Genomic DNA, 15,660 nt, shown 5'->3' with positions numbered 1-15,660 from the left:
CGCACCGAGGGTTCAGGCGCTCAGCACTGCGTCCTGCAAACGGCCTTCCACCAGCCGCAATGTTCGCTGCGCCCGGCCAGCCAGCTCCAGGTCGTGCGTGACAATCACCAGACTGGTGCCCAGCCCGGCATTCAGTTCCAGCATCAGATCGAACACCTGACGCGCGGTCTGGTAATCCAGATTACCGGTAGGTTCATCGGCCAGCAGGCAGGCAGGTTCGGTCACCAGCGCACGGGCAATGGCCGCCCGCTGGCGCTCGCCACCGGACAACTCGCCCGGTTTGTGCTGCAGGCGCTGGGCCAGGCCGACCCGTGTCAGCATGCTGGCCGCACGCTCTTCCGCTTCCTTGCGCGGCAGGCGACGAATCAGCAAGGGCATCATCACGTTTTCCAGCGCCGAAAACTCCGGCAGCAGGTGATGGAACTGGTAGACAAAGCCCAGCGACTGATTGCGCAGCACACCACGCTCGGCCTCGGTCAGGCCGGCCAGATCGCGCCCCAGCACTTCCACCACGCCCTGGCTGGGTGTATCCAGCCCGCCCAGCAAGTGCAGCAGCGTGCTCTTGCCCGAACCGGAGGCACCGACAATGGCCAGCCGTTCGCCCTTGTCCACACTCAGCGATACATCGGACAGCACGGTCAGGTTGAGCCGCCCTTCGCTATAGGTTTTGCCCAGATTGCGGCAGTTCAGCACATTACTCATAGCGCAGCGCCTCCGCCGGCTGGGTGCGCGCGGCACGCCAGCTCGGGTAAATGGTGGCCAGCAAGGCCAGCAACAGGGCAATCACGGTAATGGTGCTGACATCGCCCAGCTGCACATCGGAAGGCAGGTAGTCGATCATGTACACCTCGCTGGACAACAGCTTGGTGCCCAGCACGCGTTCGATCAGCGGCACGATCACATCCAGATTCAACGCCACCAGCACGCCACCGGCCACCCCGGCCAGCGTACCGCTGACCCCGGCCACCGAGCCCTGGATCATGAAAATCTTCATGATGCTGGACGGTGCCGCGCCCAGGGTGCGCAGGATGGCGATATCCGCCTGCTTGTCGGTCACCACCATCACCAGCGTGGACACCAGATTGAAAGCCGCCACCGCCACGATCAGGGTGAGGATGATGGTCATCATGCGTTTTTCGATTTGCACCGCACGGAAGTAATTGGCATTGGTATCGGTCCAGTCTGTCACCTGATCCTGCTGGCCCAGCGCCTGCTGCAGGTTGGCCTTCACCAGCGGAGCGAGCATCGGGTCATCCAGCTTCAGGCGCACGCCGCTGACGGTATTGCCCAGCCGCGACAACACCTGGGCATCCTGCAGATGGATCATGGCCAGCGAGGCGTCGTACTCGAACATGTCCACCTTGAAGATGCCGATCACGGTGAACTGCTTGTAACGCGGAATCATTCCGGCGGGCGTCACCGTGCCTTCCGGGGTGAACAGCGTCACCTTGTCGCCCATGCCCACATTCAGCTGTCTTGCCAGTTCCACCCCCAGCACGATGCCAAAACTGCCCGGCTGCAGCGCCTCCAGCTTGCCGCGCACCATGTGGCGGCCTACATCCACCACCTTGTCCTCAAGCACCGGTTCGATGCCGCGCACCAGGCCGCCGCGTACATTGCCGTAGGCGGAAAATAGCCCCTGACCATTGACGAAGGGCGCTGCCGCCAGCACATGCGTGTCCCGCTCTGCCACCTTGGCCACGCTCTGCCACTGCGGCAGACGGCCATCAAAGGCGGAGATTTCCACATGGGAAGCCACACTGAGAATGCGGCCACGGATTTCCTTCTGGAAACCGTTCATCACCGACAGCACGATGATCAGCGCGGCCACACCCAGCGCGATGCCGACAATGGAAATCAGGGAAATAAAGGAGATAAAACCGTTGCGCCGTTTGGCGCGCAAATAACGCAGCCCGATCAGGACTTCGAATGGCCAATGCATGCCAGAATGCCTTTCAGGGCTGGTAGGGGTTGTGCAGGCTCTGCATCAGACGGACCAGGAAGTCTTTCACCTGCGCCTCGTCACAGCCCATCAGAATGGCATCTTCCAGCGCGTCCTGCGCCATCTGCTGCAATTCTTCCAGGTTCTCGTTCATGACCTTGATTTTTTCCACGCAGGCCACAATGCCGCCCTGCGGATCTTTCCATACCGGTATGTCGATATTCATTGCCATGGCTGGCTATTCCTGAAAACGCAATGCCCGCACAGGCGGGCATGGAGGTGATGACAAACCACCAGCTTGTCAGTTGGCGGGTTTCTTCTTTTTGCCGTGGCCGGATTTGGCAGCCTTGGCCGGCTTGCCGGCCTTGTCGGACTTGGCTGCACGGGAAGACTTCTCCGCCTTGCCGGCCTTCTTCTTGCTGCTGGCGGCTTCGGCCACCGGCTTGCACTTCTTGCCCTTGCGGCACTTCATCGTGGGCGCGACTGCACTACCGCCACTGCCCTTGGCTGACACCGTGTCCGTGCCATTCACGTCATCTGCCGCAGCCACGGTATTGGCATTGCTGCGATTGATGCGGCGGGCACCGTTCCAGCGGCTTTGCCAGTAGCTTTGACTGAGGCTGACCACTTCGATGTTGCGACCGGTGCGCGGCGCATGGATGAACTTGCCATTACCCATATACATGCCGACATGGGAATAGGCAAAACCACGGGTATTGAAGAAGACCAGGTCTCCCGCCACCAGTTCACTTTTATCGACAGGCTTGCCAATGCGGGCCATTTCGGCGGAAGTACGCGGCAAATTGACCTTGAGGGATTTCTGGAATACATAACGGACAAAGCCGCTGCAATCCAGGCCGCTGACCGGCGAATTGCCACCAAAACGGTAGGCAACACCCAGCAGGCTCATGGCCTGCAGCAGCAAATCTCCTACAGCATCCTCGCCAGGCGAGGCATACTTGGCAATGGGGTCTTCCGAGGCCTCGACCTTGGGCCGTGCGTCCTGCGCAGTTTTTTCAGGTGCGGCCTGGGCAAAAACCATGACGCCAGCAAGCATCACGGCGAGTAATCGGAGTTGCAATTTCATAGGCCGCACTCTATCGGACAGGGACGGGAGTGTAAAGCCAACTTGGACACCAGATAGCCCATGCTCAGAGAAACTCTTGTTGCAATGCGTGACCTTCCACGCCTGAAGGAAATCAGCGGCATTCTCATCCGCCACGGTCTGGGCGAGTTTGCCCAGCGCCTGCGTCTGCCGCGCGCCATGGAAAAAGCCGGCGAATGGCTGAACCTGCATCTGCCGGATGCCGATGCCGGCCTGCCCACCCCGGTGCGGGTGCGGCTGGCCTTCGAGGAGCTGGGCCCCACTTTCATCAAGCTGGGGCAGATTCTCTCCACGCGGGTGGATGTATTCCCGGCCGAGTGGATTGCTGAATTCGAGAAACTGCAATCCACCGTGCCGCCGGTGGACCCGGCCTCGGTACGGCTGCTGGTGCAAAAAGCGCTGGGCAAGCCGCCGGAAGAGCTGTTTGCCAGCTTTGACGAGAAGCCCATCGGCTCTGCTTCCATCGCCCAGGTGCATTTTGCCACCCTGCACGATGGCAGCCATGTAGCAGTCAAGCTGCGCCGCCCCGGCATTGTCGACAAGGTGGACGCCGACCTGCGCATCCTGGCGCATCTGGCTACGCTGATCGAGCTGGAATTTCCCGACTCGCGCCGTTTTCAGCCGGTGGAAATCGTCAGCCAGTTTTCCCGCTCACTCAAGCGCGAGATGGACCTGGCGGTGGAAGCGCGCAATATGGAACGCTTCGCCCGTGATTTTGCCGACGATCCGCAAGTGGTGGTGCCCAAGGTGTACTGGGATTACACCAATCCGGCAGTCAACGTTCAGGAGCATATCGACGGTCTGTCCGCCAGCCGGCTGGAACAACTGGCCGACAGCGGGCTGGACCCGGTGCTGCTGGCCAGCCGCGGTGCCGACGCGGTGCTGAAGATGATTCTGCTCAACGGCTTTTTCCACGCCGACCCGCACCCGGGCAATGTGTTCTTCCTGGCGGAACACCGCATTGCCTTCATCGACTTCGGCATGGTGGGGCGCATCAGCCATGGCCGACGCGATGAAATCGTCGATCTGCTGGCCGCCCTCGGCGAGCGTAACGAACACGCGATGATGGACGTGCTGATCGAGTGGACCGGCAGCACACCGGTGGACGAGCAGAAGTTTGCCTACGATATCAGCGAGTTCATGTTCCAGTACGAACACGTCCCGCTGAAGAACCTCAACATCAGCCAGCTGATCAACGACATCATGGCCCTGATTCGCGACCACGGCATCCTGCTGCCGCCGGACATGGCCATGCTGTTCAAGGCGCTGATCACGCTGGAAGGGCTGGGCCGCCAGCTGGACCCGGACTTCCAGCTGGTGGAACACATCACGCCCTTCGTGCGCGAACTGATCGTGGCGCGCTACCACCCCAAAACCCTGCTCAAGCGCGGCAAGCTCACCCTGCAGGAAACGCTGGGCATGCTCACCGGGCTGCCACGCGACATCCTGCGCCTGTCCAAGGACATCCGCCAGGGCAAGTTCCGCATCAATCTGGACTTGCAGCGGCTGGACAGCTTTGGCAAACAGCTGGACCGCAGCACCAACCGCCTGACCATGGCCATTGTCACCGGCTGCCTGATCATCGGTTCCTCCATCGTGATGACGGTGAACGCCGGGCCCAAGCTGTTCGGCCTGCCCTTCTTCGGCTTCATCGGCTTCATGATTGCACTGTTCAACAGCGTGTGGCTGATCTGGTCGATCTGGCGTTCCGGCAAGGAGCTGTAAATGCGTTTCGTGTTACTTGTTTCCTTATTGCTGGCCAACAGCGCCGCCCAGGCCCTGCAACTGGTCGAACTGAACTGGCGCGCGCCAAGCGAACTGCAAGCGGCGCTGCAACCGCAATTAAGGCCGGATGAACGGCTGAGCGCGATGGACAACCAGCTGATCATCGACGCCAGCCCGGCGCGGGAGGCCCAACTGGCTGCACTGGCCCGTCAGCTGGACGTGCGCCCGGCCAGCCTGCGCCTGGAGGTGAGCCAGTCCGGCAGCAATGCGCAGAACCAATCCGGGGTGCAGGTACAAGGCAACATCAGCATCGGCCGCATCATGCCGGGCCAGACAGGTAGCAATCTGGCCCTGTCCGCCCAGCAAGACAGCCGCGTACAATCCAGTCAAGTCCTGCAAAGCCTCACCCTGCTGGACGGGCGCAGCGGCTTTATCCAGCTTGTGCAAAGCCGCCCCCTGCCCTGGCTGATGCTGACGCCGCAAGGCAGCCTGGTGCGTGGCAGCAGCATGCAGGATGCCATCACCGGTTTTTATGCCCGTCCGCGGCTGAACGGACAGCGCGTGAGCATCGAACTGGCCGTCAGCCAGCAGGCCTTCAACGGTGTGCAACGCACGGGCAGCCAACTGTCCACCACGGTAGAAGGCCGCTTGGGAGAATGGCTGGAAGTTGCCCGCACCACGCAGGACAGCCAGGGGCGGGAAAGCCTGCTGATCGGCGGCAGCCAACAGCAGGGACAGCAAAGCCACAGCGTACGGATTCGCGTGCAGGCCCTGCCCTGAGCGGCATCTTCGCTTGCCGGCAGGCACAATAAGCCACACAACAATGACAATGGACTGTCACGGCGCTTGCATTTGCAAATAGTAATGATTATCATTTGCAAAACTTATCCGGACAGGAGCCACTCATGAACGCAATGCTGGTAGGTGCAGATACCCTGGGCAACATCCCCTCCGTGCTGCAGGAACATGGCATCCAGATTCACCGCCACCTGAGCGGACGCAACAGCTCGCACCAGCGCAAGCTGGACCGTCTGCCGGCAGGAACCGACTTGCTGATCCTGTTTACCGATTTCCTCGGCCACAACGTGATGCGTCACTTCCGCTCGCTGGCCGCAGAACAGGATATCCGCTTCATTGCCTGCCGCCGCTCGGTGTGTGCGCTCAAGCAATCGCTGACCGGTGCCGGGCTGTGCGAACAGGCTTGTGCCAGCTGTCCGCAGCATCAGGCACAGCGCAGGCAGGCACACCAGGCCTCATGAGCAATGAAAAAGCCGACCCACGGGTCGGCTTTGCTTTGGCCTGTGACAAAACAGGACTTGGTGCGGAACAAGCTATTCGCCGCGCCCGGCCTGGCGGGCCGACTGGCGCAAGACTTGCAGCTGATGCGAGAACTGGCGGCAATTGCCGCACATCCACAAATGCACGCGCAGACGCACGTGATCCCACTGGCTCAATGGTTGATCCAGCCCTTGCGATATCAAACGGCTGGCCTGTCGGCAATTGATCTTCATGCCCTGGCCTCCCCGGTCCAGCGAATTTCGAAACATTCGCGCAAGCTCATTCGTGCGCGATAGAGCAGTACTGAACAGTTAGTCGCAGTAATGTCCAGATTGTTACAGATTTCGGCAATTTCCAGTCCCATCACCTCGCGCATGACAAAAGCCATGGCGGTGCGGCGCGGCATCACCTCGGAACAGCGCTCGAACACTTCCCAGAACTGACGGGAGATCAAGGACTCCTCCGGCCCGCTCCAGGCCTTGATCTTGTCCTGCCAGTGGCCGTCCTTGCTGAACAGGCCGTCAAAATCGCTATCGTCGGTTTCATCCTCCAGCGATTCGAACAGCACCTCCTTGCCCTTGCGGCGCAGGCGGTCTACCAGCTTGAAGCGCAGGATGGACGTCAGCCAGGTGCGCAGGCTCGATTTGCCGTTGAAACTGTCACCGGATTCCAGCGCCGCCAGCACGGTTTCCTGCACTACCTCGTTGGCGGCATCCCGATCGCGCAGCTGCGCCAAGGCATAGCGCTGCAAATAGCCCAGTTCGGCTTCCAGGTCTGCATGGGAAATCATGTTCAGTCTCCACGGCAGTAATCAACCGCATGTTCCAGCCGGTCGACGGTAATCACTTGCAAACCTTCAATCGGCTGACGTGGCTTGTTGGCGGTGGGCACCAGTGCGCGGGTGAAGCCCAGTTTGGCCGCCTCTTTCAGGCGCTCCTGGCCGCGCGATACCGGACGCACTTCACCGGCCAGCCCCACTTCACCGAATACCACCAGTTTTTCCGGCAGGGGCTTGTTACGTAGCGACGACACCATGGCCAGGATGACGGCCAGATCGGCCGCCGGTTCGCTGATCTTGACCCCGCCCACTGCGTTCAGGAATACATCCTGATCGAAACAGGCCACGCCGCCATGGCGGTGCAGCACCGCCAGCAGCATGGCCAGCCGGTTCTGCTCCAGCCCCACGGTGAGGCGCTTGGGTTGCATGCCGTGACAGTCATCCACCAGCGCCTGCACTTCCACCAGCAAGGGGCGCGTACCTTCCTGCGTCACCAGCACGCAAGAGCCGGGCACATCGTCGCGGTAGGACGACAGGAAAATGGCCGAGGGGTTGGACACGCCCTTGAGCCCGGTTTCGGTCATCACGAACACACCCAGCTCGTTGACCGCGCCAAAGCGGTTCTTGATGGCGCGGATCATGCGGTGACTGGAGTGGGTATCGCCTTCGAAATACAGCACGGTATCCACCATGTGTTCCAGCACGCGCGGGCCGGCCAGAGAGCCTTCCTTGGTGACATGGCCTACCAGCAGGATGGTGGTGCCGGTCTGCTTGGCCATGCGGGTGAGCTGGGCCGCACATTCACGCACCTGCGATACAGAACCGGGTGCCGAGGTCACCTGCTCGGTGTACAAGGTCTGGATGGAGTCGATGACTGCGACTTCCGGCTGCTCTTGCTTGAGCGTTTCCAGGATGGCTTCCAGGCGGATTTCCGCCAGCAGGTTCACCTGGCTGGGGTCAACCGCCAGCCGTGAGGCACGCAGGGCAATTTGCTGTGGCGATTCCTCACCCGATACATACAGCACCTTGCGCCGCTTGCCGATTACCGCCAGCGCCTGCAACAGCAGGGTGGATTTGCCAATGCCGGGGTCGCCGCCAATCAGGATGACGGCACCACGCACGATGCCGCCGCCCAGCACGCGGTCCAGCTCGTCGATGCCGGACGGGTCACGCGGCACTTCTTCGGTCTTGACCTCGGACAGCACTTGCACACGGGCATTGGTGGTGGACCACGACTGGAAACGAGGATTGCTGCTGGCGGGCGTGGAGACGGCCTCTACCAGGGTGTTCCAGGCGGAACAATGCGGACACTGGCCCTGCCATTTCGGCAGTTGGCCGCCGCACTCGGTGCAGCTGAAAACAGTTTTGGTTTTTGCCATCAGGAAAAGCGCAGGAAGGGGTTCAACCGGGATTGGCGTTGTTGGCGTTCTCTGCCGGAGCCTCGCCACCGGCTGCCGGTTTGTTGCCATTGAGTTGCTGGATGATGTTGAGCAGGCGTTTCTGGTCTGGTTCGCCGCTGCTGCTGGCCTTGGATTTGGACTTTTCACCACCGCCATTCTTGCGAATGGCCGCCAGAACGGCGGCCACTTGCGGATCGGTCTTGGCTTCTTTGTCCGCCTGTTCGCTGGTCAGCGGCGGCGGCGCATTGGCCACCGCACCCTTGGGCGCCGTGGCCGCACTGGATGACTTGCCTTCTGCCGGTGAACTGGCGGCAGCTTTCGCGGCAGAAGCTTCAGCATGACCGGCGGCACTGTCTGCCGGTGGTTCCATGGTATCCAGCTTGTTCTTGGCCATGTATTCGTTCATTTCACGCCAGCCGGCGTAAATGGCCGCCGTATCGGCATCCGGATTACGCCGAAAACACTCTTCCAGCGAGCGGCCGGTCTGACGACAGGCGGCACCGAGTGCCTTGTGTGCCTCTTTGGACAGGCCGGATACATTATTGACCCAATTGCAGCCGGCCAGCACCGCCAGCAAGGGCAGAATCCACAGACTCTTCATGCATTACCCCCATTTGCCATCCGCCGCAGCCACACAGGCCACGGCGCAGATGCAGCTTATTCGCCTTTTTTGCTGCGCAGGTCCAGCTCGATGATTTCGCCGCTGCGACCCTTGCTTTCTGCCGACAGCCAGTACAGCAGATAGGGCATCAGCGTGGCCAGGTCCGCCCGCTCGCTCTTGGCTTCACCCGGGTGGGTGCGATTGCGCTGCGGCGAATTCACCGGGCCCGGAATCAGCTGGTTGACGCGCAGGTTCGGGTAGACGTCCCATTCATCGGCGGCCACCTTGGTTAGATAGTTCAAACCGGCCTTGGAGGCGCCAAAGCCACCCCAGTAAGCCGCAGGGTGCAAGGAATGGCTTTCGCCCATGAACAGCACCGATGCATCCGGCGATTCCTTCAGCAGCGGCAGGCAGGCGCGGCTCAACGCAAACGGGGCCACGGTGTTGATGCGGTACTGGTTCATCCACTCGTCGATGCCCTGGTTGGACAGTGGCGACAAGGCATAAAAATGCGATGCGCAATGCACGATGCCGTCCAGTCGGCCCAGCGTCTGCTTGATCTGGAAAGCGGCATTGCCCAGTTGTTCGTCCGTTGCCGTCAGCAAGTCCAGCGGAATGGCTGCCGGCTCCTTGCCGCCGGCGGCCATGATTTCATCGTAGACCTTCTCCAGCCCTTTTACGCTGCGCGCCAGCAATACGACATCCGCACCATGTGCAGCAAACGTCAGCGCGGCTTCCCGGCCCACCCCTTGCGTTGCGCCCGTCACCAGAATGACGCGGCCTTCCAGACAATTCTTGGCAAATGTTTGGTTCATTTTGTTTTTTCAGCTGTGAGTTACCTGCCGGCAACTCTTGATGATGGCAAGTCCTGCATTAACTGGCGGGCCGCGGTAAGACCGCTGCGCACCGCACCTTCCAGCGTGGCGGGATATTCCGGGCACAGCCAGTCACCCGCCAGATAAACCGATTGTACCCTGCTACGGCAGTGTGGTCTTGTCAGACCCACGCCAGAGGCAAAGGTGGCGCGCTTCTCCACGATCAGCTGCCGCTCCAGCGGCACCAGCCCGTTGAGCGCCGGCAACAGCACCTCGACATCCGCCTGCACCCGGTCCAGCAAGCTGGCACGATCCAGGTTGCGCACCGCGGGCGGTGGTGCGCTGATGACAGCGGCCAGCAAGCCTCGCTCACCCGACAGCGCCTGGCGGTCGAACAGCCAGTCCAGCGTGCCGCCCTGCAAACCCGTCATGGGAACCGGCATGTTGATGTCGGCATCGTAGCGCAGGTATGCGGTATATATCGGCCAATAATGAAATGCCTTGATCTGACTTTGCAGTTGCGGCTCCTGCAGCAGTTCGGCCGCATGATAAGGTGCCACCGCGACGATGGCGGCATCAAACGGCTCACCATCCACCACCACACCCTGCTCTGCCGGATGAATCTGTGCGACCCGTACACCGGCACGCCATTGCAGGCCTTGTTCGCGCAGCCAGTCCAAGGCCGGGCCAGGAAACAAGGCCGTCAGATCACTGCGCGGCAACAGCAGGTCGCTATCGGCACGGCGACCACCCAGGCTGTCGCGCAAGGTGGTGGCCAGAATCTGCATGGAAGCCAGCTCCAGCGGGGTATTGAGCGCCGACAGCACCATGGGACGCCAGAACTGCTCCACCAGATGAGCCGACTGCCTTTGTGCGGTCAGCCACTCGGCAACCGTGATGTCTTGCGCCAAGCGCCAGCCTTGCCAGCGCAAGCCCTGCAAGGCACGGGCCAGTTGCCATTTGTCCCGCCAGCCAATGCCGCTTGCCGTCAGCAGGCCGGCCAGCACATGCAAGGGAGCAGGCCAGCGCGGGCATTGCATGCGCATGCCGCCCTGGCGCTGCCAGACCAGCGGCAGCCGCAACATGGCCTTGGCCTCGTCAACGCCCACTCTGCGCATCAGTTGCAGGCAATCGCGGTAGGCACCAATCAGGATGTGCTGTCCATTATCCAGCAGACTGTCGCCACTATTCAGGCGGCGGGCCCGTCCGCCAGGTTCGCGCCCGGCCTCGAACAAGGTCAGATCAGCCTGACCTGCCAGCTCCACCGCGGCGGCAAGCCCAGCCCAGCCGGCACCGATAATGGCAATTTTCGGTCTGGCCTTCATCACAGCATCAGGCCTTGTAGCCCAGCGTCCAGGTGCGCCATGCCAGCCACAGTTTGCGTACTGGCGTCAGCGACAGGCGCTGGTTCAACACCTTGGCCGGGCCATCCAGCTGGATTTCCTCCAGCGTGGCGCGGTAGATGGCGGCCATCAGCAGGCCGGGACGCTGGCTCTTGCGGTCCACCACCGGCAGCAGCTCCCAGGCGCGGCGGTAATATTCACGCGCGCGTTCGATCTGGAAAGACATCAGCGCAGCAAATTCCGGACTTTCCTTGTAGCTCATCAGGTCGCTGGCCGGCACATTGAAACGCTGCAGCTCTTCCACCGGCAGGTAAATGCGGCCACGGCGCGCGTCTTCACCAACGTCGCGGATGATATTGGTCAGCTGGAAGGCAATACCCAGTTCATGCGCGTATTTCAGCGTTTGCCGGTCCTGGTAGCCGAAAATCTGTGCTGCCAGCTGGCCCACCACCCCCGCCACGCGATGGCAGTACAACAGCAGGTCCTGGAAGCGGTCGTATCGGGCAAAGTCCAGGTCCATCTGCATGCCGTCGATGATTTCTTCCAGCAGGTTCTGCGGCAGGTCCAGCGCGCTGACATGCGGCTTGAGCGCCAGCATCACCGGATGTTCGGGCTGGCCGTGGTACAGCTTTTCCACTTCACCTCGCCACCAGGCCAGCTTGGCGCGGGCAACGTTTTCGTCGTGACATTCATCCACCACGTCGTCCACTTCGCGGCAAAAGGCATACAGCGCGGTAATGGCATCGCGGCGGTCTTCCGGCAAGAAGCGGAAGCTGTAGTAAAAGCTGGAGCCGCTGCTGGCGGCCTTGTCCTGACAATACTGCTGCGGCGTCACACGCCTCTCCTTTGTTGCCGACGGGTCAGCCTGCTGCTTCCCATCTGGGTAAGTATGTTTATCTGCTATCTGGCGCGCAGCGCACGCCACAGCATGTAAATCCAGTCGCGCCAGGTCAGTACCGGGCGCTGGCGGAACACGTCGCCGCCGCTGTCGTGCAGCTTTTTCAGGATGCGCTCGCCGCCCATGATGACAAGACGCAGCTCCAGCCCCAGGCGACCCTTGAGCACCTTGCCCAGCGGCGCACCGGCTTGCAGCATCTTGCGGGTGCGTTCGATCTGCGCCAGCATCATCGGCCGCCACAGGCCGGTGGCATCGCGCCCGGCAATCTGCGCTTCGCGGATGCGGTATTTTTCCAGATCATCCAGCGGAATGTAGATGCGGCCCTTGTTCCAGTCCACGCCGACATCCTGCAGGAAGTTGATCAGTTGCAATGCCGTGCAGATGCCATCGGACATGGCCAGGCTGCGCGGGTCGTTTTCACCATACAGTGCCAGCATCAGCCGCCCCACCGGATTGGCCGAGCGGCGACAGTAGTCCACCACTTCGGCAAAGCTCTGGTAGCGGGTTTTCACCACGTCCTGACTGAAGGCCGACAGCAAGTCATAAAACGGCTGCAGCGGCAGCTGATGCTGGCTGATGACGGTAGCCAGGTTGCGCATCAGCGGCATGGCCGGAATACCGCCATCGCGGATGACATCCAGCTCGTCACGCAAATGCGTCAGTTCGCGCAGGCGTTCGTCAGGCAGCTTGTCACCTTCGTCCGCCACATCATCGGCATAGCGGGCAAAATGATAGATGACATGCACGGCGCGGCGCATGCGCCGTGGCAGCAAGATCGACCCGACCGGGAAGTTTTCGTAGTGACCAACCGACATCGGCAATCCAACCCTGTCATTGCAGAACCGGTGATTATAGCGCAGGGGCAGCGCTAAATTTTTTTTCGCAGATCCCTTTACAGCCGCGGACAGCCTGTCTATACTGCGCCCCACTGTGAACAACAGACACGGGGCTATAGCTCAGCTGGGAGAGCGCTTGCATGGCATGCAAGAGGTCAGCGGTTCGATCCCGCTTAGCTCCACCAAAGGTCTTCACAGGTTTTGCCTAGGGTCCCCATCGTCTAGAGGCCTAGGACATCGCCCTTTCACGGCGGTAACCGGGGTTCGAATCCCCGTGGGGACGCCAAGAATTCGATGTAGTACCCGTGGGGGTATAGCTCAGCTGGGAGAGCGCTTGCATGGCATGCAAGAGGTCAGCGGTTCGATCCCGCTTATCTCCACCAACACAAAAGCCGGAATCACGCGATTCCGGCTTTTTCTTTGCCTGCGTCAAATGGCTGCCGTCCCCGGCGGCCCCAGCAGCGGCACCAGCTGTGCCAGCCTTGCCTGTACCTGCAACAGCAGCGGATGCTGCGCCATGCCAAAGCCCTCGCCAACCAGCGCCAGCACAAAGCGGATGCCGTGCAATACCAGCACGGCGGCTTCTTGCTCTTGTGGCAGCAAGACATTGTCACCAGGCCGTTGCCGTCGCCGCCGCTCCGCCACCCGCGGCGCAAATGCTGGCGATGGCAGTTCTCCGGCCTGCCTGCTGTACAAGCGATAAGGCAAGGGCCAGTCATCCACCACAACGGGCTGCCGCCCGGTCAACTCCTGCAGCACCTGCCCCCATTCCTCAACCAGACGCACCAGGCGTTCCAGCCCGCTCCTGGCCTGTCCTCGGCCACCCTGCATCATCTGTTCGCGCAAATGCTGGACGCGCCGCAACAGAAAACGCAGCTTGGCCAGGGCCAGCTGACGCGCGTCTTCATCCCGTCCGCTACCGGCACGTCGTGCCAGATCATCCAGCATGGCCACCCAGTCCAGAAACTCTGCCAGGGCCACGCTTTCCTCTACGCCATCCCGGTTTGGCATGCGCCGTGGCAGTTTGCCACGCCGGGCCTGTGGTTCAGCCATGGTGTTGAACCAGACATTCTGCTTGGCGGTGATTTTCATCGCGATGCCTCACTCAGCGGACTGCCCACCACATTTTCAATAAATATTTGTTTTATTTTAAATCTATCGACCAGTATCGAGAATACTTGAATCGTTGAACAGCAAACAGCGTAAGCAGCATGAAAAATGCCAGCGCACGGCGCTGGCATCGGGGAAGTGCGGCAAAAACGGAATGATCAGGAAAACAGCATGTGGCCCAGCTTGGCGGCCTTGGTATCCAGGTAACGATCGTTATGCGGGTTGCGCCCCACCATCAGCGGCACCCGCTCCACCACGTCGATACCGGCGGTCTTGAGGGTTTCCAGCTTGCGCGGGTTGTTGGTCATCACCCGCACGCTCTTGATATTCAGCGCATCCAGCATGTGGCGCGCCACGCGGAAGTCACGCATGTCCGCCGGGAAGCCCAGTTGCTCGTTGGCTTCCACGGTGTCCGCCCCGCCATCCTGCAATTTGTAGGCGCGGATCTTGTTGATCAGACCGATACCACGACCTTCTTGCCGCAAATAGAGCAAGGCACCACGGCCTTCCTTTGCAATGGCTTCCAGCGCAGCTTCCAGCTGGAAACCGCAATCGCAACGCAAGGAGAACAGTGCGTCACCGGTCAGGCATTCCGAATGCAGGCGTGCCAGCACCGGCTCACCATCGGCCACGTCGCCCATGGTGAGCACCACATGTTCGCGCCGGCTGTCCTGCTCCTCAAAGCCATGCATGGTGAACACCCCGAACGGCGTAGGCAGCTTGCAACTGGCCACGTAATCAACAACGGGTTCAATCTGCGGGTTGGGGTATTGCGCGGCCATGCTTGCTCCGGAATCTGTTCGGGAAACTTCGCGCTTGCTACGCGAAGCCATGTGGTGGGGAATATTCCGTAACTGAGGGCAATTTACGCCTTTTCAAGCGGCGGCATGGCAGCAAACGGTGCTGCCAGCACAATGGCCAATGCCGCCAGCCATACCTGACGGCTGGCATCAAAGTAGCTCAGCTGACTGGATTCGGCATCCAGAATACCCAATACCCGGTCATGCTCATCCACGATGGGCAGGCAGACTTCACTCTTCACCTTGGGGTCGCATTCGTAGTAGCCGCCACCTTCGGCGCGCCAGGCGGCGACATCGTCAATCAGCACGCCCCAGCCGGTCAGGCCAACGCGGCTGTTATTGCTGCCTGCGGCAAATTCTTCGGTCAGCGGGAATTCAGCCCGGCTGGGCAGGCCCTGGTAGGCCAGCTTTACCAGACGGGCATCCTTGCCCTCACCGGCGCGGCGATAAATGCCCAGCCAGTCTGCACCGATCTTCTGGTTGACCGAATCGACCAGTGCATTGAAATTGGTCAGCAAGCTGCGCGCAGCTTCGGTTTCGCCGCCAAACCATACCGACAGGTCGTACGGTTCATCAGCCAGCTCTTCTACCAGCGAGCAGGCACCGTCTTCGCTCAGCTCGGGCACCTGGTAGCGGAACAGATCGCGCTGCACCGGGGGTTTTTCCACATCCAGCACGGCCTGCAAGGTCATGACGGCAATTTGCAATTCGGTTCGATCTAGCTTCAGGCCCTGTTCACGCAGGTAGTCGGTCAGCTGGCGGGTCGGTATCATCAATACTCCTGGCATTGCTTGGAACACAGACAGCCAAACACGGCCAAGCTGTCTGATAAAACGCGTTAGCATACCAATACTGCCAACAAAAGTCGCCCTTCCCTCTGCCTGCATCGCTGCCTCATGACTGCCATCCATATTCCGTTTTCTCCGCTGCGCATCCGTGCGGGTCATCGCACCATCTCCCTGCTCCGACAACACGGCCTGCCAGCCGACCGGGTTGGCCAGCCTGCCCGGTGCTGCCCGGAGGCCCCAA

The 15,660-nt window shown here is 61.0% G+C and carries 18 protein-coding genes and 3 tRNA genes; 6 read left to right on the top strand and 15 right to left on the bottom strand.

Features of this window, described 5'->3' with window-relative positions; all coding sequences use genetic code 11:
* Positions 1–12: 12 nt before the first annotated feature.
* From lolD to AWT75_RS13930, 4 genes are all read right to left on the bottom strand, one after another.
* Entirely contained in the window at positions 13–702 is a 690-nt protein-coding gene (gene lolD, locus AWT75_RS13945) for a lipoprotein-releasing ABC transporter ATP-binding protein LolD (protein ID WP_062789700.1), read from the bottom strand.
* A complete protein-coding gene (locus AWT75_RS13940; RefSeq protein ID WP_062789698.1) occupies positions 695–1,942 on the bottom strand; it encodes a lipoprotein-releasing ABC transporter permease subunit in 1,248 nt (415 codons plus the stop codon). Before AWT75_RS13940 ends, lolD begins: the two co-directional genes overlap by 8 nt.
* 13 nt (positions 1,943–1,955) lie before the next feature.
* Positions 1,956–2,168 (bottom strand): hypothetical protein, encoded by a 213-nt coding sequence (locus tag AWT75_RS13935; RefSeq protein WP_045847223.1) that lies wholly within the window; start codon positions 2,166–2,168, stop codon positions 1,956–1,958.
* A 75-nt stretch (positions 2,169–2,243) separates the two neighbouring features.
* A complete protein-coding gene (locus AWT75_RS13930) occupies positions 2,244–3,029 on the bottom strand; it encodes a C40 family peptidase (RefSeq protein WP_062789696.1) in 786 nt (261 codons plus the stop codon).
* 60 nt (positions 3,030–3,089) lie between these two features.
* Here AWT75_RS13930 and AWT75_RS13925 point away from each other — a divergent pair, with 60 nt between their 5' ends.
* The 3 genes from AWT75_RS13925 to AWT75_RS13915 all read left to right on the top strand — a co-directional run bounded on the left by AWT75_RS13925 (position 3,090) and on the right by AWT75_RS13915 (position 6,031).
* Entirely contained in the window at positions 3,090–4,772 is a 1,683-nt protein-coding gene (locus AWT75_RS13925; protein WP_045847174.1) for an ABC1 kinase family protein, read from the top strand.
* Positions 4,773–5,552 (top strand): hypothetical protein, encoded by a 780-nt coding sequence (locus AWT75_RS13920; protein WP_062789694.1) that lies wholly within the window; start codon positions 4,773–4,775, stop codon positions 5,550–5,552.
* Positions 5,553–5,677: 125 nt separating this feature from the next.
* Positions 5,678–6,031: a DUF2325 domain-containing protein gene (locus AWT75_RS13915; RefSeq protein ID WP_062789692.1), complete on the top strand. Its 354-nt coding sequence runs from the start codon at positions 5,678–5,680 to the stop codon at positions 6,029–6,031.
* Between the two features lie 72 nt (positions 6,032–6,103).
* Here the strand turns inward: AWT75_RS13915 and AWT75_RS13910 are convergent, their stop codons facing one another.
* The 8 genes from AWT75_RS13910 to hpnC form a co-directional block, all read right to left on the bottom strand.
* Complete coding sequence (locus tag AWT75_RS13910) at positions 6,104–6,283, bottom strand: zf-HC2 domain-containing protein (protein WP_045847171.1); 180 nt, start codon at positions 6,281–6,283, stop codon at positions 6,104–6,106.
* The gene (locus AWT75_RS13905; protein WP_062789689.1) at positions 6,280–6,840 is read right to left on the bottom strand and encodes a sigma-70 family RNA polymerase sigma factor; all 561 of its coding nucleotides are present in this window, start codon (positions 6,838–6,840) and stop codon (positions 6,280–6,282) included. The genes AWT75_RS13910 and AWT75_RS13905 overlap by 4 nt, the downstream gene beginning before the upstream one ends.
* Before the next feature lie 2 nt (positions 6,841–6,842).
* The gene (gene radA, locus AWT75_RS13900) at positions 6,843–8,207 is read right to left on the bottom strand and encodes a DNA repair protein RadA (protein WP_045847169.1); all 1,365 of its coding nucleotides are present in this window, start codon (positions 8,205–8,207) and stop codon (positions 6,843–6,845) included.
* A gap of 22 nt (positions 8,208–8,229) precedes the next feature.
* Positions 8,230–8,829: a hypothetical protein gene (locus AWT75_RS13895; RefSeq protein ID WP_062789687.1), complete on the bottom strand. Its 600-nt coding sequence runs from the start codon at positions 8,827–8,829 to the stop codon at positions 8,230–8,232.
* 56 nt (positions 8,830–8,885) lie between these two features.
* Positions 8,886–9,644 carry an SDR family oxidoreductase gene (locus AWT75_RS13890; RefSeq protein ID WP_062789685.1) on the bottom strand — a complete coding sequence of 253 codons (759 nt, stop codon included), beginning with the start codon at positions 9,642–9,644 and terminating at the stop codon, positions 8,886–8,888.
* Positions 9,645–9,664: 20 nt separating this feature from the next.
* Entirely contained in the window at positions 9,665–10,969 is a 1,305-nt protein-coding gene (hpnE, locus tag AWT75_RS13885; RefSeq protein ID WP_062789683.1) for a hydroxysqualene dehydroxylase HpnE, read from the bottom strand.
* Between the two features lie 7 nt (positions 10,970–10,976).
* Positions 10,977–11,822 (bottom strand): presqualene diphosphate synthase HpnD, encoded by an 846-nt coding sequence (gene hpnD / locus AWT75_RS13880; protein ID WP_045847165.1) that lies wholly within the window; start codon positions 11,820–11,822, stop codon positions 10,977–10,979.
* Positions 11,823–11,887: 65 nt separating this feature from the next.
* Positions 11,888–12,700 (bottom strand): squalene synthase HpnC, encoded by an 813-nt coding sequence (gene hpnC / locus AWT75_RS13875; RefSeq protein ID WP_062789681.1) that lies wholly within the window; start codon positions 12,698–12,700, stop codon positions 11,888–11,890.
* Between the two features lie 130 nt (positions 12,701–12,830).
* On the opposite strand from hpnC, the gene AWT75_RS13870 reads away from it, so the two are divergent.
* The 3 genes from AWT75_RS13870 to AWT75_RS13860 all read left to right on the top strand — a co-directional run bounded on the left by AWT75_RS13870 (position 12,831) and on the right by AWT75_RS13860 (position 13,104).
* A tRNA-Ala gene (locus AWT75_RS13870) sits at positions 12,831–12,906 on the top strand.
* 25 nt (positions 12,907–12,931) lie between these two features.
* A tRNA-Glu gene (locus tag AWT75_RS13865) sits at positions 12,932–13,007 on the top strand.
* Between the two features lie 21 nt (positions 13,008–13,028).
* Positions 13,029–13,104, top strand: a tRNA-Ala gene (locus AWT75_RS13860).
* Between the two features lie 46 nt (positions 13,105–13,150).
* On the opposite strand, the gene AWT75_RS13855 is transcribed toward AWT75_RS13860, so the two are convergent.
* The 3 genes from AWT75_RS13855 to AWT75_RS13845 form a co-directional block, all read right to left on the bottom strand.
* On the bottom strand, positions 13,151–13,813 hold the full coding sequence (locus AWT75_RS13855; protein ID WP_062789679.1) for a hypothetical protein: 663 nt from the start codon (positions 13,811–13,813) through the stop codon (positions 13,151–13,153).
* Positions 13,814–13,989: 176 nt separating this feature from the next.
* Entirely contained in the window at positions 13,990–14,613 is a 624-nt protein-coding gene (gene ribA, locus AWT75_RS13850; protein WP_045847162.1) for a GTP cyclohydrolase II, read from the bottom strand.
* Positions 14,614–14,696: 83 nt separating this feature from the next.
* Positions 14,697–15,404, bottom strand: a complete 708-nt coding sequence (locus tag AWT75_RS13845; RefSeq protein ID WP_062789677.1) for a GAF domain-containing protein — start codon at positions 15,402–15,404, stop codon at positions 14,697–14,699.
* Between the last annotated feature and the right edge of the window lie 256 nt (positions 15,405–15,660).

The organism is Aquitalea pelogenes, assembly GCF_001515305.1.
Taxonomy (GTDB): domain Bacteria; phylum Pseudomonadota; class Gammaproteobacteria; order Burkholderiales; family Chromobacteriaceae; genus Aquitalea; species Aquitalea pelogenes.
Note: the sequence above shows the minus strand (reverse complement) of the source record. Positions and strands in the feature narration are given on the sequence as shown.